Genomic DNA, 22,944 nt, shown 5'->3' with positions numbered 1-22,944 from the left:
AAGTTTAAGGCCGCATTGTAGAATCAGCAAAGTTCTTTGGGCCGCTCCCGCACACGGCGGGCGTGGCTTTGGCTTCGCAGTTGATTCCACAGTCCCTCGCACTCGACATGAAACCCATCGCCACGCTCATCGCTGCCCTTGCACTGGCTTCTTCCTCTATGCTGGTGCACGCTCAAACGACCCGCACCGACACGGTTCCCAACAAGGCGCGCGGGGAGCAGGTTTACATGCAGATGTGCATGGCCTGCCACGGCGCGCTGGGCAACTCGACCATGCCCGAGAACCCCTCGTTGGCGGGTCAGTTGCCCGAGTACCTCGTCAAGCAGTTGCGCGACTACAAGTCGGGCAAGCGCCAAAACGCCATCATGACGGGGTTTTCGGCCGCGCTCACCGACCAAGACAAGATCGATGTCTCGCACTGGCTGGCAGCCCAGACTCCGGCCCCCAACTTTGCCCGCGACCCCGAACTGGTGCGCGCCGGTGAGCGCATTTGGCGCGGTGGCTTGGCCGATCGCAACATCGCTTCCTGCATGGCCTGCCACGGCCCCGCTGGGCGCGGCATGCCGGCCCTGTATCCGCGCTTGGCGGGCCAGCACGCGCGCTACACGGTGGACCAGATGAAGCAGTTCCGCACCGGTGCCCGAGGCAACAGCCCCGAAATGCACCGCATCGCCCGCCACATGACCGACCGCGAGATCGAGGCCGTGGCCGATTTCATCGCTGGCTTGCGTTGAGCCCAGCCGCCTTGCGCCCGAGACCCCACTCAGGTGAGTGGTTTTTGCAAAAATATTAGCGAATCCTGATATTTGCCGGACAATCTCAACCGGTTTGGGAACCTGGCAGCGGTTGGGCGCTCCAAAGGCCAAGCTTGGTCACATCACACAATTGGCGCACAACAGATGAGTGTTTCTACTGCAGGTATTCAGCTTCAGCGTGGCTCTGAGGCGGTGCGACAGTTGGTTGAGTTGTTGTCTTCGATGCGCTTTGCCATCGCCTTGCTGACCATCATCAGCATCGCCTCGGTAATCGGCACCGTGATCCTGCAAAACGAGGCCATCAACAGCTACATCAACCAGTTTGGCCCGTTTTGGTACCGCGTGTTCGAGGTCATGGGCCTCTACACCGTGTTCAGCGCCTGGTGGTTTGCGCTCATGCTGGCCTTCCTGGTGCTCAGCACCACCCTGTGCGTGGTGCGCACTTCGCCCAAAATGCTGGCCGACATTCGCCAGTTCAAAGAAAACGTGCGCGAACAAAGCCTCAAGGCCTTTCCGCTGCGGGCGCAAGCTGTGCTCGCCGAAGGGGCTGAGGCGGCGGCCCAGCGCATGGGTCAGACCTTGGTGGCCTCGGGCTGGAAGGTGCGCTTGCAGCGCCGCGAAACCCCAACCGGCCAAGGCTGGATGGTGGCCGCCAAGGCTGGCGCCTGGAACAAACTGGGCTACATCCTGACCCACTCGGCCATAGTCGTGATTTGCGCCGGCGCCCTGCTCGACGGGCGCCTGATGGTTCAGGTGCAGACCCTGTTTCTGGGCAAAACCACCTTCGAGGGCGGCGGCCTGATCTCTGAGGTGCCCGATGAGCACCGCCTGAGCGACTGGAACCCGAGCTTTCGCGGCAGCATCTTGGTCACCGAAGGGGCCACCACTGGCACTGCCATCCTGCCGCAGCCGGGCGGTGTGCTGCTGCAAGAGCTGCCGTTTCGCATCGAACTCAAAGATTTCATCGTTGAATACTACGAGACCGGCCAACCCAAGCTCTTTGCCAGCGAGATCCTGATCCACGACCTTTACACCGGCGAGGTGATCCCCAAGCGCGTGATGGTCAACCACCCGGCTTATCACCGTGGCGTCACCATCTTCCAGGCTAGCTACGACGACGGCGGCTCGCTGGTGCGCCTGCGCGGCCTGCCCATGGGCGACGGTGCGGCACCCTTTGATATTTCGGGGCGCATTGGCCAGTCCACCACCTTAACCCGCGGCGGCGAGACCTTCACACTCGAGTTCACCGACTTCAACCTTTACAACGTCGAGAATTTTGCCAACACCCCCGATGCCACGGCGGCGGTTGAGGGGGGTGAGGGCTTCAACTTGGGCAGCGAAATCCAGCGTCGCCTAGGTTCGGCGCACCGCACCGTGTCCGAGACCGATATGCGCAACGTCGGCCCCAGCGTCACCTATAAGCTGCGCGACGCGGCCGGTCAGGCGCGCGAGTTTCACAACTTTATGTTCCCGGTCGAGCTCGACGGCCAGCGCGTGTTTGTGCTGGGGGTGCGCGAGACCCAGGCCGAAGATTTTCGCTACCTGCGCATCCCGGTCGATGACCAAGACCAAGTAGATGGCTTTTTGCGCCTGCGCGCCGCGCTGGCGGACCCGGCCATGCGGCGCGAGGCCGTGCGCCGCTACGTGGCCGAAGCCGCCGCCGGCCAGCGCCCCGAGTTGCAGCAGGCGCTCGCGGTGTCGGCGCAGCGCGCGCTCGATCTGTTCGCCGGTCAAGACCCAGAAATCCCCAACCTGCCCCAGCGCGACATGCCGGTGCTGGCGGGCTTGCAGGCGGTATCGGCCTTTATGGAAGTCAACGTGCCCGAGGCCGAGCGTGAGCGCGCCGGTGAGGTGCTGCTGCGCATCCTCAACGGCGGCCTGTTCGAGCTCTACCAACTCAGCCGCGAGCAGGCCAACTTGGCGCCGGCTCCGCGCAACGAGCAAACCGCCACTTTCATGACGCAGTCGGTGCTCAGCCTGAGCGACTCCTTCTTCTACCCAGCCCCCCTGACCTTCATGATGAGCGACTTCGAGCAGGTCGAGGCCAGCGTGTTCCAGGTGGCGCGCGCTCCGGGGCGCAACATCGTTTACTTTGGCTGTTTCTTGCTCACGCTGGGCATGATCGCCATGCTCTACGTGCGCGAGCGCCGGGTCTGGGTCTGGCTGGCCCCTAAACCCGAGGGCGATGGTCTGGATGCCACCATGGCGATGTCGTCCAACCGTAAAATTTCTGACAATGATCGCGACTTTGTGCTGCTGCGCCAGCACCTGCTCCTCCAACCTCCAAAGGCGAACTCATGAACGCTAGCACGCACACCATCGACCTGAAAAAGGCCGATTCCTCGATGCGCATGAAGCCCGGTATCTGGGCGGCGCGCAACGCGTGGGACTGGATCTTCGCCGCCATGGTGTTGGGGGGTCTGACCTACAACTACTTTTTGTTTGCCGAGCACCTCGATCAATACGAGTTGTTTGTCCTGATCCTGACTGCTCCGAGCTGGATTGCGCTGGCTTGGTTTTGGCGCCCGTTTGGCTACCTGAGTGTGGTGGTGGCGGCGCTCTCGCTCACGGGTATTTGGCTGTATCAGGTTGATGGGGTGGGCAACTACATGCGGGCCGAGGAGGTGTTCCTGCTCAAGTACCTGCTGTCGAGCCAGACGGCGGTGCTGCACATGTCGCTGCTGCTGCTCCTGAGCACCTTCTTTTACTGGGTCGGTATGCTCACACGCAGCCAGTCTGGGGCCGCAGGCTTTGAGACCGTCGGTGCCAAGCTGGCTTGGGCCGCGGTCACCATGGGGCTGGTGGCGTTTTGCGTGCGCTGGTACGAAACCTACCTGCACAACACCGGCATGGGCTACATCCCGATCAGCAACCTGTTCGAGGTGTTCATCATGTTTGCGTGGATGACCACGCTCTACATCCTCTACTACGAAGACCGCTACCAGACGCGGCGCATCGGCGCGTTTGCCATGCTGGTGGTGAGCGCTTCGGTGGTGTTTTTGCTCTGGTACATGGTCTCGCGCGAGGCGCACGAAATCCAGCCCCTGATTCCCGCGCTGCAAAGCTGGTGGATGAAGCTGCACGTGCCAGCCAACTTTGTCAGCTATGGCACCTGGACCATCGCCGCCATGCTGGCGTTTGCCTACCTGCTCAAGCAAAGCACCTTTACCCTGCGCTGGTACACGCTGGCCCCGGTGTGGCTGCTGGGGGTGCTGTTTTTGCTGGAGCCCTACCTGTTTGGCGTCTACACCGTGGCGCCCGGCGAGACCAACTACGCCGCCGCCGCCGGCATGAGCGACTTCTGGGCGGTTTATGTGGGCGTGGCGATCCTGATCATCGGCGGCATCATCGCCGTGCGCGACCGCATTGTGGACAAAATGCCCTCGCTCGAAGTGCTCGACGACATCATGTACAAGAACATCGCCATCGGGCTGGTGTTCTTTACCATCGCCACCATTTTGGGTGCGTTGTGGGCGGCCGAGGCTTGGGGCGCCTACTGGAGCTGGGACCCGAAAGAAACTTGGTCGCTCATTTCTTGGCTCACCTACGCCGCTTGGCTGCACATGCGCTTGGTCAATGGCCTGCGTGGCACCGTGGCGGCCTGGTGGGCGATAGGCGGCTTGGTGGTGACCACCTTCACCTTCTTGGGCGTCAACATCTTCCTGAGCGGCTTGCACAGCTACGGGGCGCTGTAAAACCCGTTCGGACAAGGGGGTGGCGCAAGGCCACCTCCCAGCCACGCGTGCGCTTCGGTCCAGCTTGGGTTAAACCAACCCAAGCAATCAAAGGGTCAGGTCGCGCTCCAGCTGGAGCGCATCGTCCGGGTTTTCGCGCTGTCGGATCAGTTGCGCGCTCTGGCCCGTTACCAGCACCTCGGCAGCGCGGCCACGGCTGTTGTAGTTGCTGGCCATGCTCATGCAGTAGGCGCCGGCCGAGCACACCGCCAAATAGTCGCCTTCGCGCACCGCCAGCGTGCGCGCGCGGCCCAGCCAGTCGCCGCTCTCGCACACCGGGCCCACCACCTCGTAAGGCTCGGGTGCGGCGTCGCTGTGCCCTTGCAGCGGCACGATGGCTTGCCAGGCTTCGTAGAGGGCTGGGCGCGGCAAGTCATTCATAGCCGCATCGACGATCAGAAAATTCTTCTCGGTGCCTGGCTTGCGGTACAGCACCTCGGTCAGGCAGACCCCGGCGTTGCCCACCAGCGAGCGCCCGGGTTCGAGCAGCAGCCGGTGCGCTCCAAAGCCACGCGCATCGAGCCTTTGCAGCACCTGGGCCAGCAGATGATCGGCGGCCGGCGGGGTTTCGTCTTGGTAGGTGATCCCTAAGCCACCGCCGAGGTCGATGTGCTCCAGCGCAATGCCTTCTTGCGCCAGCGCCTGCACCAGGTCGAGCACCCGCTCCAGCGCGTCGAGGTAGGGAGCGCTGTCGGTGATCTGCGAGCCGATGTGGCAGTCGATGCCCAGCACCTTGAGCCCCGGCAGCGCCACCGCACGGCGGTAGGCGGCCAGTGCCTGCTCGTGCGCAATGCCAAATTTATTGGCCTTGAGGCCGGTGGAAATATAGGGGTGGGTGCGCGCGTCCACATCCGGGTTCACGCGCAGGCTCACCGGCGCCTGCCGCCCTAGGGCCAGTGCCTCGTGGTTCAAGACCTCGAGTTCGGCCAGGCTTTCTACGTTGAAGCAGCCGATGCCCGCCTGCATGGCCTGACGCATCTCAAGCCGGGTTTTGCCCACGCCCGAAAAAACGATGTGGTTCGGATCGACGCCGCTGCGCAGCGCGCGCACCAGTTCACCGCCCGAAACGATGTCGAGACCGCAACCAGCCTGCACCAAGGTTTGCAGCAGCGCCAAGGTGGAATTGGCCTTCATGGCGTAGCAGATCAAGGCGTTGCGTCCGGCTAGGCCACGCTGGTAGGCCGCCAGCGCATCGAGCAGGGCGGCTTGGGAATAGACAAACAGGGGCGTGCCGTGCTGCCGTGCCAAATCGGTCAGCGCCAAGCCTTCGACCATCAGGTGACCGTCGGCATAGTGGAAAAACGGGTGTCCCGGCACCAAGGGTGCCGCAGGGCAGGGGGCTGACATAAAGGGGTTGTCGTATGAAAAGGGTTGCACTGGGCGCGCTTAGGTGCTGGTGCCCGCAACGGTGGAGCTGGGCAAGAACAGGGGGCCTTTTTGACCACAACCCGCCAGGCTCAGCAACACCATGCACAGGCAAAGGGACAGACCCAGAACGCGCACACCAGCTTTAGCGGCCCCCCATGAAGCCCATGAGGCAGGATGAGGCACCCCCACGCGGGAAAGCGGCCTCAGGCCTACAATGCCATCTGAATCATGCATGGCCCGATTGTAATGAACGATACCGAGTATTTGAACCGCGCCGAGGCGCTGCTGCAAGCGGTCGAGCGCAGCTGCGACCGCATCAACGACGAATCCGAGGTGGACATCGACAACCAGCGCGTCGGCTCGATGGTGACGCTGGTGTTTCGTGATGGCAGCCAGATCGTCATCAACCTGCAAAAACCCTTGCACGAGGTTTGGATGGCGGCGCGCAGCGGTGGCACCCACTACCGCTTTGACGGCCAGCAGTGGCTCGACACCAAGGGGGCGGGGGAGTTTTTTGAGCGTCTCTCGCAGGAGGCCAGCGCGCAGGCGCGGGCCGGGCTGCGTTTTAGTTTGGCCGGGTGAACAAGTCGAGGATGTTGCGTCGGTCCTCGGTGGCCATGGGCGGCGCCACTTCGGTTGATCCGTCTGCGGCGACTTCTTCGCTGGCCATGCCCAAGGTTGCCACACCCTGACCCGGGCCAAATTCCTCGTAGTACCACTCGCCCCCGGTCAACATCACGCCGGCGGGCGCGCTGGGCTGTTGCACCGGCACACCGTTGAGCGCCTCGCGCATGAAGTCGATCCAGATCGGCAGTGCCAGCGAGCCGCCGGTGGCGTTGCGACCCAGGTTGCGCGGGTTGTCGTGCCCCATCCAAGCCACCGCCGATAGGGTGGGGTGAAAGCCAGCGAACCACACGTCCACCGCGTCGTTGGTGGTGCCGGTTTTGCCGTAGAGGTCGGGGCGGCGCAGGGTGGATTGCACCCTTGCCGCGGTGCCGCTGCGGGTGATTTCGCCCATCAACTGCGTCATGATAAAGGCGTTGCGTTCAGGTATCACGCGTTGCGCCGTGGCCAGCGATTGCGGCGCTGCTTGCATCAGCACCCGGCCATCGTGGTCGGTGATGCGCGTGATGAGTTGCGGCGGGGTGTAAAAACCGCCGTTGGCAAACACGCCATAGGCGCTGGCCAGTTGCAGCGGCGTGACGGTGCCGGCTCCCAGCGCCATGGCCAGAAAAGGCGGATGTTTTTCGGCCTCAAAGCCAAAGCGGGTCAACCACTGCTGGGCGTTGCTGGGGCCCACTGCCTTGAGCACGTTGATGGAGGGCATGTTGCGCGAACGCGCCAAGGCCGTGCGCACGGACATGGGGCCTTCAAACTGGCCATCGTAGTTGCGCGGCTCCCAAGGGCGCCCCCCGGTTGCGGCGGCGCTGAAAAACAAGGGCGCGTCGTTGACCAGGGTCGAGGCCATGACGCCGTGCTCCAGCGCGGCCGAGTAAATGAAGGGCTTGAGGCTGGAGCCAGGCTGGCGCTGTGCCTGGATAACGCGGTTGAATTGGTTGCGTTCAAAATCAAAACCACCGACCAAGGCCCGGATTTCCCCATTGCGCGGGTCCATGGCCACAAAAGCGGCTTCAACCACGGGTTTTTGGGTGATGGCCCAGCGCTGCTGGGCGTCGCGCACCAGCCGCACCACGGCGCCCGGGCGCAAGGCCAAGTGGGGCGGTGCATTCGCAGCCAGCCCCGAGCGCACGGAGTCCAAGCCAGTACCGGTGATCTCGATCGGTTCTATCTCGCCGCGGCTGAGCAGCACGCGACGTGGGCTGGCTTCGAGCACCACGGCGGTAACAAAACCGTTGTCGTCGGGGATGGCGGTGAGCGCGGCATCGATGGCGGTTTCGCGGGCAGCGGCATCGGCAGGGAGTTCGATGAAGCGCTCGGGGCCGCGGTAGTGCTGGCGCCGCTCAAAATTGATCACGCCTTGGCGCACGGCGCGCACCGCTGCGCGTTGCTGATTGGCATCGATGGTGGTGTGCACCCGCAGCCCGCGCGCGTAAGCGGCTTCCCCATATTGGGCAAACACCTGCTGGCGCACCATTTCGGCGACGTGGTTGGCGTTGATGAACTGCTCCGGGTCGATGCGGCGCAATTGCAGCGGCTCGTCGCGTGCAGCTTGTGCCTGCTCGGCGCTGATAAAGCCATTGGCCAACATCTGGTCGATGATGTGCAGTTGGCGAATGCGGGCGCGGCGCGGGTTGCTGATCGGGTTGAAGGCCGAGGGCGCTTTGGGCAGACCGGCCAGCATGGCGGCTTCGGCCACCGTGAGCTGGGCCAGTGACTTGCCAAAATAGGTTTGCGCCGCCGCTGCAAAACCGTAGGAGCGGTGCCCAAGGAAGATCTGGTTCATGTAGATTTCCAGAATTTCTTCCTTGCTCAGCAGCCGCTCGAGCTTAAAGGTGAGCAGCACCTCGTAGAACTTGCGCAAAAACGTGCGGTCCTTGGTCAGGAACATGTTGCGCGCCACCTGCATGGTGATGGTCGAGGCCCCTTGGCTGAGCGGATCGAACACATTGGCCAGCGCGGCGCGCGCCACCCCGCGAAAGTCCACCCCGCCGTGTTCAAAGAAGCGCTCATCTTCGATCGCCAGCACGGCGTGGATCATCAGCGGCGGGATGTTGGCGTAGGGCGTGAGGTTGCGCCGCTCCTCGCCAAACTCCCCGATCAGTTCGCCGCCTTGGGCATAGACGCGCAAGGGCAATTTGGGGCGGTAGTCGCTCAGGCTGGTGACATCGGGCAGCTTGGGGTAGGCCAAGGCAATGGCAACGCCGAGCAACAAAGCGCCCACCAGCGCAGCCACCGCCGCAGCGATGAAGGCGGTGAAGGCGATCGACTTCAGACGGTGTGACAAAGTGGGTGGCTTGGAGCCGGTGGAGGCGCCCTGACCGGGGCCGGTCGCAGGGGCGCGAGGCGTGGAGGCGGACATGAATTCCTTTGCAACAGCGCAACGATTATAAAAAAAGGGCCCCGATCGTGCAGCCGGCTGCGCAAGAGTCTGTGAAAGTTTGTAAACTTGTTGCGCGTGGGGGATGAAATCACACAATATTTTGCTCAGCCGCCCCCGCAGGCTGGCCAAAGCGGCTACTTGCTGATAGGATTGATACGCGCAAGTTCCTTGCGCCCAACTTCAACTGCATATGGGGGTAATTTGGTCTCTCTAGCAACGCTACTTCGTCGGGAACCGGCTCCTTTGCTGGGCATCGACGTCAGCACCACTTCGCTCAAGCTGGTCGAGTTGCAACGCGACCGCGCGGGTCAGTGGGGGCTGCTGCACTGCGCCATGGAGCCGTTGGAGCCGGGTTGGATCAAGGACGGCAACCTCGAGCAGTTCGATGAGTTGGCCGCAGCCCTTAGGCGTTTGGTGAAGAAAACCGGCAGCAAAACCCGCAACGTCGCCTTGGCCTTGCCCAGTTCGGCCGTGATCACCAAGAAGATCAACCTTCCAGCCGGCTTGAGCGAGGCCGAGCTCGAGCTGCAAGTCGAGTCCGAGGCGGCGCAGTACATCCCCTTTCCTTTGGCCGAAGTGAGCCTCGATTTTTGCGTCGTCGGCCCGGCGCCCAACCTGCCCGATTTTGTCGAGGTGTTGCTGGTGGCCTCGCGCAAAGAGAAAGTCTCGGACCGGCAGGGCTTGGCCGAAGCAGCCGGTTTGCAGCCGGTGGTGCTCGATGTGGAATCCTTCGCATCCAGGCTGGCGGCGGCGCGGGTCATCGAGGCGCTGCCCAACCGCGGTCGCAACATGCTCATCGCCTTGTTCGAGCTGGGCTCTAAAAACTCGACCTTGCAGGTGATCCGCAACGAGGAAATGGTCTACGAGCGCGACCAAAACTTTGGTGGCAGCCAGCTCACCGCTTTGGTGGCGCGCCATTACTCGCTGTCCCTCGAAGAGGCTGAAAGCAAGAAAAAAGCCGGCACGCTGGCGGCCGACTACCGCGAGGCCGTGCTGACGCCCTACTTGAGCCATCTGGGGCAAGATATCGGTCGCGCCTTGCAGTTCTTTTTTACCAGCACTCCGCACAACAAGGTCGATCATGTGCTGCTCTCAGGTGGGGCGGCTGCGCTGCCGGGCTTGGAGGTGGCGGTGATGAGTCAAACCTCCTTTCCGTGCAAGGTGGTCAACCCGTTTGAGGGCATGGCCATGTCGTCCTCGGTGGCGTCGATCAAGGGGGCCGACAGCGGCACCTCGTTCTTGGTGGCGACCGGTTTGGCCATGCGCAGGTACTCCCTATGATTGCCATCAATTTATTGCCACACCGCGAAATCGCACGCAAGAAAAAGCGCGAGCAGTTTTTCGTCAACCTCGGGCTTGCGGTGGGGGTGGGCCTGTTGGCGGCGGCGCTGGTCTACGGTTTTTACCAGGTGCAGATCGAGGCCCAGCAGGGGCGCAACCAGTTCATCCAAGCCGAGATTCAAAAGCTTGACATCCAGATTCGCGATGTCGCGACCTTGCAGCAAGAGCTCGATGCCCTCAAGTCGCGCCAGGCGGCGGTCGAGAGCTTGCAAGCTGGGCGCAACCTGCCGGTGCATTTGCTAGACGAAATGGTGCGCCAGTTGCCCGAGGGGGTGCACCTGACGGCGCTGCGCCAAGAAGACAAGGCCATCACGCTCACTGGCGTAGCGCAGTCGCAAGAGCGGGTGTCGGAGTTGCTGCGCAACCTTGGCAACCGCAGCCCTTGGCTGACGCAACCGCATCTGGTCGAGATCACCGCCGCCACGCTGACGCTGGGGCCGCGCGATCAGCGCCGCGTATTCAATTTTTCTGTGCGCGTGACCCTTGCGCCTAGCCCTACTCCCAACCCGCAAGGCCCAGCGCCAGCCCAGCCCGCAGCGCAACCGGCTGCGCAACCGGCGGCGCCCGCAGCGGGTGGCCGGGTTTGAGTGCCAGTACATTCGGGGGCCTGACCTGATCATGTCTAAAAAAACCAAAGCCGCATCTTTTGACTTTGCCCGCTGGCAACAAGATGCGCGGGCCCAGTTCAGTGGGCTCGACCCCAACGACCCCTCGCGCTGGCCCGCTTTGCCGCGCCAGTTGCTGCTGCTGGTGGTGGCGCTGGCGGTGCTGGCGGGCCTGTGGTATGCGGTGCTCAGCGGCATGCGCACCCAGTTAGAGACCGAGCGCCAGCGCGAGGCGCAGTTGCGCACCGAGTACACCAGCAAGGTGGCGCAGGCGGTCAATTTGGAGGCGCTGCGGGCGCAACTCGAGCAGGTGCGCCAGTACGTCACGCAGCTCGAGCGCCAGTTGCCCAGTCGGGCTGAAATGGACGCCTTGTTGTCCGACATCAACCAAGCCGGTATCGGTCGTGGCTTGCAGTTTGAGCTGTTTCGCCCCGGCGAAGTCGAGTTGCGCGACCACTACGCCGAGCTGCCGATTGCGGTGCGCGTGAGTGGCAGCTACCACGACATTGGCATGTTTGTCTCCGACGTGGCGCATTTGTCGCGCATCGTGACCTTAAACAACCTGTCCCTTGCGCCTGCGGCCAACCGGCCCGACATTCTGACCTTGGATACCACCGCCAAAACCTTTCGCTACCTCGATCCCGAAGAGGTTTTGCAGCGTCAGCGCGAGCAACAACAACAGCAGCGGGCAGCCGGGGGGCAGCGATGAAGAAATCCGGCATTTCAACAGCGGGCCTGCTGCTGGCAGCGGCCTTAGCGCTGACAGCCTGCGCCGACGGGGGTGACGATCTGTCGGCGTGGATGGAGCAGCAGCGGGCGGCTGCACAACCCCGCGTGACCCCGGTGCAAGCGCCGCAACCCCATGTTCCCCAAGCCTACCAAGGCTTGGGTGCAGTCTCGCCCTTCAGCGCCGACAAACTCACGGTGCTGCTGCGCGCCGAGGCCGCTTCGCCCATGGTGTCGGGTTTGTTGGCGGCCGAATTGCGCCGCCGCAAAGAGCCACTGGAGGCGGTGCCGCTCGACACCATCACCATGGTGGGCTTGTTGCAGCGCGGCAACGAGACGGTGGCGCTGGTTCGATCCGAGGGCTTGGTCCACCAGGTGCGGCGGGGCAACCACCTAGGCCAGAACTATGGCCGCATCACCGCCATCAGTGAAACCCAGATCACCCTGCGCGAAATCGCGCAAGACCCGATCGGTGACTGGGTCGAGCGCACCACCACATTGCAGTTGCAGGAAGGCACCGGCCAATGAATCCGACCCCACACACCACCCCATCCCTACACACCTTGTCGCGCTTTAGCCGCTACGCCTTGCTGGCCAGCACCTTTGTGCTGGCCGGGTGGGCGCAAGCGCAATTGGCCATTCAGTCTTTGACGGTGGCGGCACAAGGGGGTGGCGAGCTCATACGCATCCAGACCAGCGAACCGCTGCGCCAGTTGCCGGCCGGCTTTAGCATGCAGGCACCGGCGCGCATCGCGCTCGACATTGCGGGGGCGAGCAACGCCACCGGCCAGAATCTGTTGGCCCTCAACCTTGGCAATGTGCGTTCCGCCAACGTGGTGCAGGCGGGGGACCGCACCCGCATCGTGCTCAATCTCAACCAATCGGTTGGGTACGAGATGCGCATCGAAGGCAATACCTTGCTGGTGCAGTTGCAGCCAAGCACGCAGGCGGCGCCGGTTGCTGGTGGTGCGCTGGGGGCGGCCTTTGCACCGGCCGCCAGTCCTGTGCGCACGCAAGCGCTGGCCGACATCGATTTTCGCCGCGGTGCGCAAAACGCGGGGCGGGTGCTGGTGGAGCTGCCCAATAGCCAAGTGGGGGTTGATGTGCGGCAACAAGGGCGCAACCTGGTGGTGGAGTTTCAGCAAAGCTCGTTGCCCGAAGGCCTGCGCCGCCGCCTCGATGTGAGCGACTTTGGTACGCCGGTGCAAACCGTCACCGCCACCCAGGTCGGCGACCGCGTGCGCTTGCTGGTCGAACCCACCGGCAACTGGGAACACAGCGCGTTCCAGACCGATAACCAGTTTGTGCTCGAAGTGCGCGAAGTGCGCCAAGACCAAAACCGCTTGACGCAAGAGCCCAGCTACACGGGCGATAAGATTTCGCTCAACTTTCAAAATATCGAAGTGCGCGCCTTGCTGCAGGTGATCGCCGATTTCAGCAATTTCAACATCATCACCTCTGACACCGTGACGGGCAGCCTCACCCTGCGCCTGCGCGATGTGCCATGGGACCAAGCGTTGGACATCGTGTTGCAAGCCAAAAATCTGGGCATGCGGCGCACCGGCAACGTGATCTGGATTGCGCCTCAGGCCGAAATTTTGGCCAAGGAGCGCGAAGTGCTCGAAGCCGAGCAGGCCATCCGTGGCTTGGAGCCGGTGCGAACCCAGAGCTTCAGGCTCAACTTTGCCCGCGCCCAAGAGGTGGCCGAACACCTGACGACCGCCGTGGGCTCGGGTGAGAACGAGGTGCGCATTCTGAGTTCTCAGGGTTCGGTGTTTGCCGAGCCGCGCACCAACCAGTTGTTCGTCACCGATATTGCGTCCAAACTGGAAGAAATCCAGACCCTGATCCAGGCCCTGGATGTGCCGATGCGCCAGGTGTTGATCGAGGCGCGCATCGTGGAAGCCGAAGACAGCTTCGGACGCAACCTCGGGGTGCGCTTTGGCGGGCGCATCGCCGACCCGGTGATGCTGGCGCGTCATCGCGGCAACGAGTTGCAGACCACCCTCGGCTTTGGCTCCATCGGAGCCACCGGCGCGGGTAACAGCAACGTGACCAATATCCCCGCGCCCACCATCGGCTCCGGCACGTTTGCCTTCTCGCTCTTTAACCCCAGCGTGACGCGGCTGCTGAATCTCGAAATCGAGGCCAGCGAATCCGATCGACGCCTCAAGACCATCGCCAGCCCACGCGTGGTGACGGCCGACCAGCGCGAGGCCACCATCGAAGACGGGCGCAAAATCCCCTTCCTGCGCCGCGACGCCGATGGCAACACCACGATCGAGTTCATCGACGCCTCGCTCAAGCTCGTGGTCACGCCCCAAATCACCCCGGACGGCGACGTGATCATGCAGTTGCGCGTCAACAACGACACCCCGATCGTTTTCAACGGCCAAACGGCGGTGCAGACCAAGAGCGTGCAAACCCAGGTGCTGGTGGAAAACGGCGGCACGGTGGTGATCGGTGGCATCTACACCCAAGAGGAAACCAACAACCAGGCTCGGGTGCCGGTCTTGGGTGAGCTGCCGGTGCTGGGCAATTTGTTCCGCAGCAACCAGAACACAACCCGGCGCACCGAGCTGCTGGTGTTTATTACGCCCCGCGTGCTGACCGAGATCACTGCCTTGGGGCCCAGAAGGTAAGGCCTTTGATCATCCTCATCGGCCTGCCCGGATCGGGAAAGTCCACGGTCGGGCGCTTGCTGGCGCGGCGCTTGCAACTGCCTTTTGTGGATTCCGACAGCGCCATCGAGCAGCGCTTGGGTTGCAGCATCCGCGAGTTTTTCGAGCGCGAGGGCGAGGCCCGCTTCCGGGACGAGGAGCAGGCGCTGATCGATGAGTTGACGCAGGCCGCCCCGTGCGTGCTGTCCACCGGTGGGGGTGCGGTGCTGCGGCCTGCCAACCGGCAGTGCCTGCGTGAGCGCGGCCGCGTCTTTTATTTGCGCTCCAGCCCCGAAGAGGTGTTTCGCCGGGTGCAGCACGACCGCAGCCGGCCGCTGCTGCAAGTGGCCGACCCGCTGCAAAAATTGCGCGAGCTGTACGCCCAACGCGACCCGCTCTACCGCGAGACCGCGCACCACGTGGTCGAGACCGGCCGGCCCTCGGTGGCGTCGCTGGTCAACTGGATTGCCGCCCAACTGGAGTTGCAACGCTCCCCCCCCAAGCCCATACACACATCCGAGGCTTCGCTGTGACCATCTCCCTACAAATTGAACTCGGTGCACGCAGCTACCCGATCCTGATCGGCACCGGCTTGCTCGACGACGGCGCCTCGTGGGATGGTCTGCCTGCCGCCACGCAGGCACTGATCGTGACCAACACCACGGTGGCGCCGCTGTATGCCGCCCGGCTGCAGCAGTCCTTGGCCGGGCGTTTTGGCCAGGTCCACGTGCTGCAACTGCCCGATGGCGAGGGCTATAAAAGCTGGGATTCGCTGAACCAGGTTTTTGATGCCTTGCTCGGCCGCGCCTGCGACCGCAAAACCGTGTTGTTCGCTTTGGGCGGCGGCGTGGTGGGCGACCTGACCGGTTTTGCGGCCGCCTGCTACATGCGCGGCGTGCCCTTCGTGCAAGTGCCCACCACCTTGCTGGCGCAGGTGGATTCGTCGGTGGGCGGCAAAACCGCCATCAACCATCCGCTGGGCAAAAACATGATCGGGGCCTTTTACCAGCCCCTGCGCGTGGTTTGCGACCTCGACACCTTGCGCACCCTGCCGGCGCGCGAGGTCAGTGCCGGGCTGGCCGAAGTCATCAAATACGGCCCGATTTGCGACTTGGCTTTTCTCGACTGGATCGACGCCAACTTGAAGGCGCTGCGCCAGCTCGACCCCGCCGTCCTGGCCTACGCGGTGCGGCGCAGTTGCGAAATCAAGGCCGCTGTGGTGGGGCAAGACGAGCGTGAAACGGGGCTGCGCGCCATCCTCAATTTTGGCCACACCTTTGGTCACGCCATCGAGGCCGGGCTGGGCTACGGCCAGTGGTTGCACGGCGAGGCCGTGGGCTGCGGCATGGTGCTGGCGGCGCGGCTGTCGCAGCGGCTGGGCCTTTTGTCGGCGCAGCGGGCGCAGCGCTTAAGCGACCTGATTGGCCGAGCCGGTCTCCCCGTGCGCGCCCCCATGCTGGAGCCTGACCCGCTTGCCAATGCCAGCCGCTACCTCGATTTGATGCGCATCGACAAAAAATCCGACGCGGGCCAGCTTCGTTTTGTGCTGGTCGATGACGCCGGAGCGCCCCACCTGCAGCCGGTGCCCGATGCCTTGGTGCGCGAAGTGATAGCGGCGGGCTGTGCCTAAGTGCGCCACTCCAGCGCCGTGGCTTTCCAAGAACCGAATCTGCCATGATTAGCCCCTTGCAGCCCTATGCCTGCTGGCCCGAGCGCAGCCGGGGCCGCCGCCACCCGCAAGCCGCGGCCCCCACGCGCAACGAATTCCAGCGCGACCGCGACCGCGTCATCCACAGCAGCGCCTTCCGGCGCCTAGTCTATAAAACGCAGGTGTTCCTGAATCACGAGGGCGATTTGTTTCGCACCCGCCTGACACACTCGCTGGAAGTGGCGCAATTGGGGCGCAGCATTGCGCGCAGCTTGGGGCTGCACGAGGACTTGGTGGAGGCGATCGCGCTCGCGCACGACCTGGGCCACACCCCCTTCGGCCACGCCGGACAAGACGCGCTCAACGCCTGCCTGCACCAACTGCCGCCCGATCCCGGGCCGTCACACGATGCGCCCACCCCCAACGAGCCCGATGGCGGCTTTGAGCACAACCTGCAAAGCCTGCGCGTGGTCGATGAGCTGGAGCAGCGCTACCCCGAGCACGACGGCATCAACCTGTGTTTCGAGACCCGCGAGGGCATACTCAAGCACTGCTCGCGCGCCAATGCGCTGTGGCTCGAAGGGCGCGAGCCGGGCGGCGTGGGGGCGCGCTTCTTGCTGGGTCGATCGCCCTCGCTGGAGGCGCAACTGGCCAACCTGGCCGACGAGATTGCCTACAACGCGCACGACATCGACGACGGCGTGCGCTCTGGCCTTTTGCGCCTGGAGCAGCTCGAAGCGCTGGAGCTGTTTGAGCGCCAGCGCCGCGACGTGCTGCGGGCCTACCCGGCGCTGCGCGGCAAGCGCCTGCTCTACGAGTCGATCCGGCGCATGCTCACGGAGCAGGTCTACGATGTGATCGAGGCCAGCCGCAGCGCCATCCTGCTGGCCGGTGTGCAGTCGGTCGACGAGGTGCGGTGCAGCCCGGTGCTGTTGCGGTTTTCGGCCCCGATGCGCGAGCAAGCCAGCGCCCTCAAGCGCTTTCTGATGCACAACCTGTACCGCCACCCGCAGGTGCTGGAGCAAACCGGGCGCGCGCGCCAGGTGGTGACCGAGTTGTACCTGATCTACCACGAGCGACCGGCTGAGCTGCCCGCGCTGGCAGAGGGTGCCACGCCCCTGAGCCTGCGCCGCCGCGTGGCCGATCACATTGCCGGCATGACCGACCGCTACGCCCTGCGCGAGCACCAGCGGCTGACCGGCCAGAGCCTGTTCGACGCCTGAGCCACTGACCGATGGCGCGACTGCCCCGACTGAGCGTACCAGGCTTGCCGCACCTGCTGATCTGGCGTGCTCACCACGGGGGCGAGCTGTTTGCCGATGCCAGCGACCGCTTGGCGTTTTTGGAGCTGCTGACCGAAGCCGTGCGCCTGCAGCCGCTGCACTGGCACGGCTACGTGCTGCTAGCGCAGCAGGTGCGCCTGCTGCTGACGCCGCTGGCCGAGGGGGCTGTTTCGCGTGCCATGCAAGCACTCGGGCGCAGTTATGTGCGCCGCTACAACCTGCGCCACGGCCAAGTGGGCACGCTGTGGGAGGGGCGTTTTCGGGGCACGGTGTTGCAGCCCGAAACCGAGCTGTTGCCGGCGCTGCTGAGCCTGGACACGCAGCCGGTGCGGCTGGGCTTGGCGCGCACGACCGCCGAGTACGCCTGGAGCAGCCATGGCCATTACGCCGGCCTGCGCCACGAGCCGGCTTTGAGCGTTCCGGCGGTCTATTGGCAATTGGGCAACACCCCGTTTGAGCGCGAGGCCGCCTACGCGGCGCTGGCGGCGCGGGGCCTGAGCGAGGCGGCGCAGCAGCGGCTGGAGCAGGCCGCGCTCAAGGGCTGGGCGCTGGGCAGCCCGGATTTTGTGGCCCAGTTGCAACAGCAAACGGCGCGGCGGCTGCAGCCGGCGTCGCGCGGGCGGCCTCGGCTGGAGCCGGGCGGTGCCGGGGTTCGTCAGTCACACGTTCCGATTCCTCACCCCGGCCCCGCCCGGCCCCAGCCTTCCTAGTTGGGGGTGGCTCGGGCGCCTGATACCGGCCAGAGCCTAGGTTCGTCAGTCACACGTTGTCGATTCCTCACCCCAACTCCACCCACAGCGGCGCGTGGTCGCTGGGCTGGGGGTTTTTGCGCGGGGCGCGGTCGATCTGGCAGGCGCGGGCACGGGTCTTGAGCGCGTCGCTGAGCAGGATGTGGTCGATGCGCAGGCCGCGGTTTTTTTGAAAGCCAAGCTGGCGGTAGTCCCACCACGTGTAGCTCTTGGGCGGCTGCGGAAACAGCCGGTGCGCGTCGTGCAGGCCCAGCTCCAGCAGCGCTTGCAGGTGCGCGCGCTCCACGCTGCTGCAGTGGATGGACTCGTGCAGGCCCACCGGGTCCCAGACGTCGGCGTCGTCGAAGGTGATGTTGAAGTCGCCCAGCAGCAGCAGCCGTGGGTGGCGCGCCAGCTCGGCCGCCAGCCAGGTGCGCAGCGCCTCCAGCCAGCGAAGCTTGTAAGCAAACTTGTCGCTGCCCAGCGCCTGCCCGTTGGGGAAGTAGGCGCCCACCACGCGCACCGGTTGGGGCTCGGTGCCGCCGGTGAGGTAGGTGGCGGCGATCAGGCGCGCTTGCTCGTCGGCCAAGCCGGGCAGGTTGCGCTGCACCTCGGCCGCTGGCTGGCGTGCCAGCAGCGCCACCCCGTTGTAGGTTTTTTGGCCCAGCCAGACCGCGTGGTAACCGGCCTGCTCCAGCGCAGCGGCGGGGAATTTGTCGTCGCTGAGCTTGAGCTCCTGCAGCGCCAGCACATCCACCGGCGCCCCGGCCGCCTCTTGCGCCCCCAGCCAGTCCAGCACCTGCGGCAGCCGCACGGTGAGCGAGTTCACGTTCCAAGTGGCGATTTTCATGGATGCCAAGTGTAGGGCACCCCGGATCTGGCGCGGCGCACAGCCCTATGCGCGCCATGCGCCACAATGGAGCCCGACCCACCCATCGACACGCATGACGACCGCCTCCACCTTGCCCGACTTTCGCAACCTGGGGGTGTGGTTGCGGGTGTTGCTGCTGGCGCAGGCGCTGCGGCTGGTGCATGCCGTGCTCGACTGGCCCAGCGCCCAGCCCTGGTGGGAGCAACTGGTGCAGCAGTCGGTGCGTTTTGATCCGCCCTTGCTGGCCACGGTGTTGCTGCTGTACCTGCTGCAGCCGCTGCTGGCGCGCACCCGCTACCGGCGCGGGCTGGTGCTGGTGCTGTGTCTGGCGGCGCTGGTGGCGGCGCTCTGGCACGTGGCGGTGGAGCAGGGCTTGGGGCTGGCGCTGGCGGGTTCGGTGGCGCACAGCGCCAGCGTGGCGCTGCTGCTGGCGGGGGCGCTGCTGTTTTATTTTGACTGGCGCCAGCAGCGCCTGTCACCCGCGCTGGCCGATGCGCGGCTGGCGGCCTTGCAGGCGCGCATACGGCCGCATTTTTTGTTCAACAGCCTCAACAGCGTGCTGGCCTTGCTGCGCACCCAGCCGCAGCAGGCCGAGGCGGTGCTGCAGGATCTGGCCGATTTGTACCGGGCGCTGCTCAGCGATGCGCGCACCCTGGTGCCGCTGGCGCAGGAGCTGGCGCTGGCGCGCGCTTACATCGAGATCGAAACCGTGCGCCTAGGGCCGCAGCGGCTGCGCATGCAGTGGCGCACCGAGCACGCGCCGCTGCACGCGCTGGTGCCGCCGCTGCTGCTGCAGCCGCTGCTGGAGAATGCGGTGCGCTACGGGGTCGAGCCCGCGCCCGAGGGGGCGGATGTGTCGCTGGAGGCGTATCTGGAGGGTGCCGAGCTGCGCCTGTTTGTGCGCAACTCGCTGGTCCCGCATGGCGCAGCAGCCCCTGCACCGTCAGGGGGCAACCACATGGCGCTGGGCAATATCCGCGAGCGCCTGCAACTGCATTTCGACGCCGACGCGCAGATCAAGCGCTACCACACCGACCGCGAGCACGTGGTGCTGGTGCGGCTGCCCTTGCGCTGGGGATGACGGGGCTATAAGACCCCGCTGCGGGCCGCGGATCAGGCTGCCAGCACCGCCTCGTTCAGGCACAGCTCGCCGCGCAGCGAATGCGAGCGCGCCTCGGTGATGCGCAGCTCCAGCATCTGCCCGATCAGGCGCGCGCCTTGTGCACCGGCGTCGAAGTTGACGCTGCGGTTGCACTCGGTGCGGCCGGTGAGTTCGTGCGCGTGTTTGCGCGACGGGCCTTCGACCAGTATGCGCTGCACGCTGCCCACCAAGCGCTCGGCGATGGCCTGCACCTGCGCATCGAGCAGCGCTTGCAGCGCGTGCAGGCGTTGCAGTTTGAGCGGGGCGGGCGTGTCGTCGGCCAAGTTGGCGGCTGGGGTGCCGGGGCGCGGGCTGAAGACAAAGCTGAAGCTGTTGTCAAAACCCAAGTCTTGCACCAGCTTCATGAGTTGGGCAAAGTCGGCCTCGGTCTCGCCGGGGAAGCCGACGATGAAATCGCTCGACAGCGACAGCCCCGGCCGCACTGCGCGCAGCTTGCGCACCGTGCTTTTGTATTCGAGCGCGGTGTAGCCGCGTTTCATGGCCGCCAAGATGCGGTCGCTGCCGTGCTGCACCGGCAGGTGCAGGTGGCTCACGAGTTTGGGCAGGCGCGCGTAGGCCTCGATCAGGCGCGGCGTGAACTCTTTGGGGTGGCTGGTGGTGTAGCGGATGCGTTCGATGCCGGGAATTTCGTGCACGCATTCAAGCAGCAGGGCAAAGTCGGCCAGCTCGCCGTCTGGCCCCATGCGGGCTTGGTAGGCGTTGACGTTTTGGCCCAGCAGCGTGACTTCTTTCACGCCCTGTTCGGCCAGCGTGGCAACTTCTAGCAGCACCTCGTCGAGCGGGCGGCTGAACTCCTCGCCGCGGGTGTAGGGCACCACGCAGTAGCTGCAATACTTGCTGCAGCCTTCCATGATGCTCACAAAGGCGCTCACCCCTTCAACCTTGGCCGGTGGCAGGTGGTCGAACTTTTCGATTTCGGGAAAGCTGATGTCCACCTGCGGCCGCTGCTGCGCCGCGCGCGCATTCAGCAGCTCGGGCAGGCGGTGCAGGGTCTGCGGGCCAAACACCAGATCGACGTAGGGCGCGCGGCGGATGATTTCCTCGCCCTCTTGGCTGGCCACGCAGCCGCCGACGCCGATCAGCACGCCCTTTTTTTTCAGGTGCCGCACGCGCCCGAGGTCGGAGAACACCTTTTCTTGCGCTTTTTCGCGCACCGAGCAGGTGTTGAACAAAATCAGGTCGGCCTGCTCCACGTCGGTGGTGGGTTCGTAGCCTTGGGCGGCGGCCAGCACATCGGCCATTTTGTCCGAGTCGTACTCGTTCATCTGGCAGCCGAAGGTTTTGATAAAGACTTTTTTGCTCATGGGGACGCAGCGGTTCGTGGTGTAGATCCAGAGGCTGGCTGGGGGGTCAGGGTTGCGGATTTTAGCCCGGGCTGGCCGCCTCTTGGGCGGCGCGCTCCATGGCCGCGGCCACACCCTGCATGAACCCAAACAAGGCAGCCGGTGCGTCGGTGTGTTCTTGCAGCAGCAGGGCCAGTTGCCAGGCGTCGCGCGCTTGGCCGATGCGGGTTTGCCACAGGGTGGCGTCTTTGACCCATTGCTGGCTTTGGCGCAGCCGTTTGGCGGGCAGGGCGCTGGCTAGGGCCTCGCTGCCGTAGCGCAAACGTTTGGCCAACAAGCGCGCTTCGTGCAGCGTGGCCACATCGAGCAACTGGGCCTGCTCGCCCTGCAACAGGGTGTGCAGGCGGCGGTGCCAGCGCGCCAGCCGCCCACCGGCCCAGCTTTTTTTGATGGCCACGGGCTGTTGGCCCAGTTGCCACAGATGGCGCGCCAGCACCAGCAGGGCTTGCCCCGTGGCTGGCTTGAGCAAGGTTTGACGCAACTGCTCGCGCTGCGCCGTGCGCGCCGCTTGCAGCCGCTGTTCGGCCTGTTCCCAGGCGTTGGGCGGGGCCTCGGCTTGGACCGGCTGCGCCGTCGCGCTGGCCGCGTTGGCGGCTGCACCGGCCTGTGCACAAGCCCAAGCACCGGCCCAGGCGGGCAGGGTTTCGGTGCAGGCCACGTCGAGGTTGCGCTGCTGACCCAGCGCATCGAGCAGGGGGCGCAGGGCCGCGAAATCGGGGCCCGGGCCCATCAAGGGGCGCAACAGGCGCTGCAGGCTGCGCCAGCGGCGCCAGCCCACCCGCGCCTGATGCACCCATTCGGGGGCGTCGCTGTGCAGCAGGCCCTCAAGGTTGCGCATGAATTGGTCGAGCATCTCACCCAGCACGCGCAGCGCCAGGGCATGCAACCCTTCGCCGGGCTGGCGTTCGGTCTGGCGCGCCCGCACGGGCAGGTGCAGCCGCTGTGCCGCCAACAAGGCGGCGCGCTCGGCTTTGCTCACGTTGGAAGGCAGGCAGGGCAGGCGCTGCGCCAGTTCGTCGGCCAAGTCAAACAGGGCCTGCGGTGAGCCGGCCAGCAGCTCGAGCTCGATTTCAAGCAGCGCCTGCGACTGCCCGTTGGCGAGCACATGGCCGGCATCGAGCGTGACCTCGAGCAGCGTGCCGTCGCGGCGCGTGATGAGCCAACTGCTGCGCAGGCAGCGCGTCTCGTGGCAGGGCTGCAAGCGCTCGAACAGCGCGTCAACCGGGTCGAGTGCGTCCCAGGCGGTGCCGCGCAGCCCCTCGCGCTCGGGGCGGTCACCGGCCACGCTGCACTCCCACTCGCCGCGCTGGCTCAAGCCGCCGCGCGACTGGCCAGCGGTTTTGAGGGTTTGAATCCACCCTTGGGGCCCTTCGGCGTCGGTGGGCGCCAGCGCATCGCTGCAGTGGCGCACGCGCAAGGCGCAGCGCTGCTGTTGCAGCAAGCCCTCGGGCGTGTCGAAGTAGCGGCTCACCAGTTGCTGCTGGCGCAGCTTGCGCCGAGCCAAGCTGGGCGAGCGGCGCATGATTTGCAAGGCGGCTTCGGCCGACAGGCCCGGCACCAGCAGCTTGAGTTCGATTTCTTGAGGAGCGCGCATGGCAATGTGAATCCGGTCAAGGTTGCGGGTTCCTGCTCGGGATCAGAAAAAAACCGCCGCCCCGACTCAGCGCGCCCATTATGGGTCGCTACCGACCGCGGCGCAAGGGGCAATTGCGGCACAAT

Annotated in this window: 20 protein-coding genes; 14 read left to right on the top strand and 6 right to left on the bottom strand. The window is 65.0% G+C overall.

Features of this window, described 5'->3' with window-relative positions; translation table 11 throughout:
- The first annotated feature begins 107 nt into the window (after positions 1–107).
- From SRAH_RS07285 to ccsB, 3 genes are all read left to right on the top strand, one after another.
- Complete coding sequence (locus tag SRAH_RS07285; protein ID WP_029462691.1) at positions 108–734, top strand: c-type cytochrome; 627 nt, start codon at positions 108–110, stop codon at positions 732–734.
- A 165-nt stretch (positions 735–899) separates the two neighbouring features.
- The gene (locus SRAH_RS07280) at positions 900–3,056 is read left to right on the top strand and encodes a cytochrome c biogenesis protein ResB (RefSeq protein ID WP_029462690.1); all 2,157 of its coding nucleotides are present in this window, start codon (positions 900–902) and stop codon (positions 3,054–3,056) included.
- The gene (gene ccsB / locus SRAH_RS07275) at positions 3,053–4,450 is read left to right on the top strand and encodes a c-type cytochrome biogenesis protein CcsB (RefSeq protein WP_029462689.1); all 1,398 of its coding nucleotides are present in this window, start codon (positions 3,053–3,055) and stop codon (positions 4,448–4,450) included. Before SRAH_RS07280 ends, ccsB begins: the two co-directional genes overlap by 4 nt.
- Before the next feature lie 87 nt (positions 4,451–4,537).
- On the opposite strand, the gene lysA is transcribed toward ccsB, so the two are convergent.
- Together lysA and lptM are read right to left on the bottom strand one after the other, a co-directional pair.
- Positions 4,538–5,836, bottom strand: a complete 1,299-nt coding sequence (lysA, locus tag SRAH_RS07270) for a diaminopimelate decarboxylase (RefSeq protein WP_029462688.1) — start codon at positions 5,834–5,836, stop codon at positions 4,538–4,540.
- Positions 5,837–5,875: 39 nt separating this feature from the next.
- Positions 5,876–6,091: an LPS translocon maturation chaperone LptM gene (lptM, locus tag SRAH_RS13200; protein WP_149028947.1), complete on the bottom strand. Its 216-nt coding sequence runs from the start codon at positions 6,089–6,091 to the stop codon at positions 5,876–5,878.
- Between the two features lie 12 nt (positions 6,092–6,103).
- Between lptM and cyaY the strand changes: the two genes are divergently transcribed.
- The gene (gene cyaY / locus SRAH_RS07260; RefSeq protein WP_029462687.1) at positions 6,104–6,439 is read left to right on the top strand and encodes an iron donor protein CyaY; all 336 of its coding nucleotides are present in this window, start codon (positions 6,104–6,106) and stop codon (positions 6,437–6,439) included.
- Here the strand turns inward: cyaY and SRAH_RS07255 are convergent.
- Positions 6,423–8,837: a penicillin-binding protein 1A gene (locus SRAH_RS07255; RefSeq protein ID WP_082210113.1), complete on the bottom strand. Its 2,415-nt coding sequence runs from the start codon at positions 8,835–8,837 to the stop codon at positions 6,423–6,425. The genes cyaY and SRAH_RS07255 overlap by 17 nt on opposite strands.
- A 222-nt stretch (positions 8,838–9,059) precedes the next feature.
- Between SRAH_RS07255 and SRAH_RS07250 the strand changes: the two genes are divergently transcribed.
- Genes SRAH_RS07250 through SRAH_RS07210 form a run of 9 tightly spaced genes read left to right on the top strand, consistent with a single transcriptional unit; the run spans position 9,060 to position 17,831 of the window.
- Complete coding sequence (locus tag SRAH_RS07250; RefSeq protein WP_029462685.1) at positions 9,060–10,139, top strand: pilus assembly protein PilM; 1,080 nt, start codon at positions 9,060–9,062, stop codon at positions 10,137–10,139.
- Positions 10,136–10,786 (top strand): PilN domain-containing protein, encoded by a 651-nt coding sequence (locus SRAH_RS07245; protein ID WP_029462684.1) that lies wholly within the window; start codon positions 10,136–10,138, stop codon positions 10,784–10,786. The genes SRAH_RS07250 and SRAH_RS07245 overlap by 4 nt, the downstream gene beginning before the upstream one ends.
- Before the next feature lie 31 nt (positions 10,787–10,817).
- Entirely contained in the window at positions 10,818–11,513 is a 696-nt protein-coding gene (locus SRAH_RS07240; RefSeq protein ID WP_029462683.1) for a type IV pilus inner membrane component PilO, read from the top strand.
- A complete protein-coding gene (locus SRAH_RS07235) occupies positions 11,510–12,058 on the top strand; it encodes a pilus assembly protein PilP (protein ID WP_029462682.1) in 549 nt (182 codons plus the stop codon). Before SRAH_RS07240 ends, SRAH_RS07235 begins: the two co-directional genes overlap by 4 nt.
- A complete protein-coding gene (locus SRAH_RS07230; protein ID WP_029462681.1) occupies positions 12,055–14,172 on the top strand; it encodes a type IV pilus secretin PilQ in 2,118 nt (705 codons plus the stop codon). Before SRAH_RS07235 ends, SRAH_RS07230 begins: the two co-directional genes overlap by 4 nt.
- A 5-nt stretch (positions 14,173–14,177) precedes the next feature.
- The gene (locus SRAH_RS07225) at positions 14,178–14,723 is read left to right on the top strand and encodes a shikimate kinase (RefSeq protein WP_029462680.1); all 546 of its coding nucleotides are present in this window, start codon (positions 14,178–14,180) and stop codon (positions 14,721–14,723) included.
- Complete coding sequence (aroB, locus tag SRAH_RS07220; protein ID WP_029462679.1) at positions 14,720–15,820, top strand: 3-dehydroquinate synthase; 1,101 nt, start codon at positions 14,720–14,722, stop codon at positions 15,818–15,820. Before SRAH_RS07225 ends, aroB begins: the two co-directional genes overlap by 4 nt.
- Positions 15,821–15,864: 44 nt before the next feature.
- Entirely contained in the window at positions 15,865–17,061 is a 1,197-nt protein-coding gene (locus SRAH_RS07215; protein ID WP_029462678.1) for a deoxyguanosinetriphosphate triphosphohydrolase, read from the top strand.
- 11 nt (positions 17,062–17,072) lie between these two features.
- Positions 17,073–17,831: a transposase gene (locus SRAH_RS07210; RefSeq protein WP_197537862.1), complete on the top strand. Its 759-nt coding sequence runs from the start codon at positions 17,073–17,075 to the stop codon at positions 17,829–17,831.
- Positions 17,832–17,898: 67 nt separating this feature from the next.
- On the opposite strand, the gene xth is transcribed toward SRAH_RS07210, so the two are convergent.
- Positions 17,899–18,699: an exodeoxyribonuclease III gene (gene xth, locus SRAH_RS07205; protein WP_029462676.1), complete on the bottom strand. Its 801-nt coding sequence runs from the start codon at positions 18,697–18,699 to the stop codon at positions 17,899–17,901.
- Between the two features lie 94 nt (positions 18,700–18,793).
- On the opposite strand from xth, the gene SRAH_RS07200 reads away from it, so the two are divergent.
- A complete protein-coding gene (locus SRAH_RS07200) occupies positions 18,794–19,801 on the top strand; it encodes a sensor histidine kinase (protein WP_029462675.1) in 1,008 nt (335 codons plus the stop codon).
- A 32-nt stretch (positions 19,802–19,833) separates the two neighbouring features.
- Here the strand turns inward: SRAH_RS07200 and miaB are convergent, their stop codons facing one another.
- Together miaB and SRAH_RS07190 are read right to left on the bottom strand one after the other, a co-directional pair.
- Complete coding sequence (gene miaB / locus SRAH_RS07195; protein ID WP_029462674.1) at positions 19,834–21,186, bottom strand: tRNA (N6-isopentenyl adenosine(37)-C2)-methylthiotransferase MiaB; 1,353 nt, start codon at positions 21,184–21,186, stop codon at positions 19,834–19,836.
- A gap of 61 nt (positions 21,187–21,247) precedes the next feature.
- Complete coding sequence (locus tag SRAH_RS07190; RefSeq protein ID WP_052369126.1) at positions 21,248–22,819, bottom strand: CYTH and CHAD domain-containing protein; 1,572 nt, start codon at positions 22,817–22,819, stop codon at positions 21,248–21,250.
- Positions 22,820–22,944: the final 125 nt, after the last annotated feature.

The sequence above is a fragment of the Serpentinimonas barnesii genome, assembly GCF_000696225.1.
Taxonomy (GTDB): domain Bacteria; phylum Pseudomonadota; class Gammaproteobacteria; order Burkholderiales; family Burkholderiaceae_C; genus Serpentinimonas; species Serpentinimonas barnesii.
This window is presented reverse-complemented; position numbering and strand designations above follow the sequence as displayed.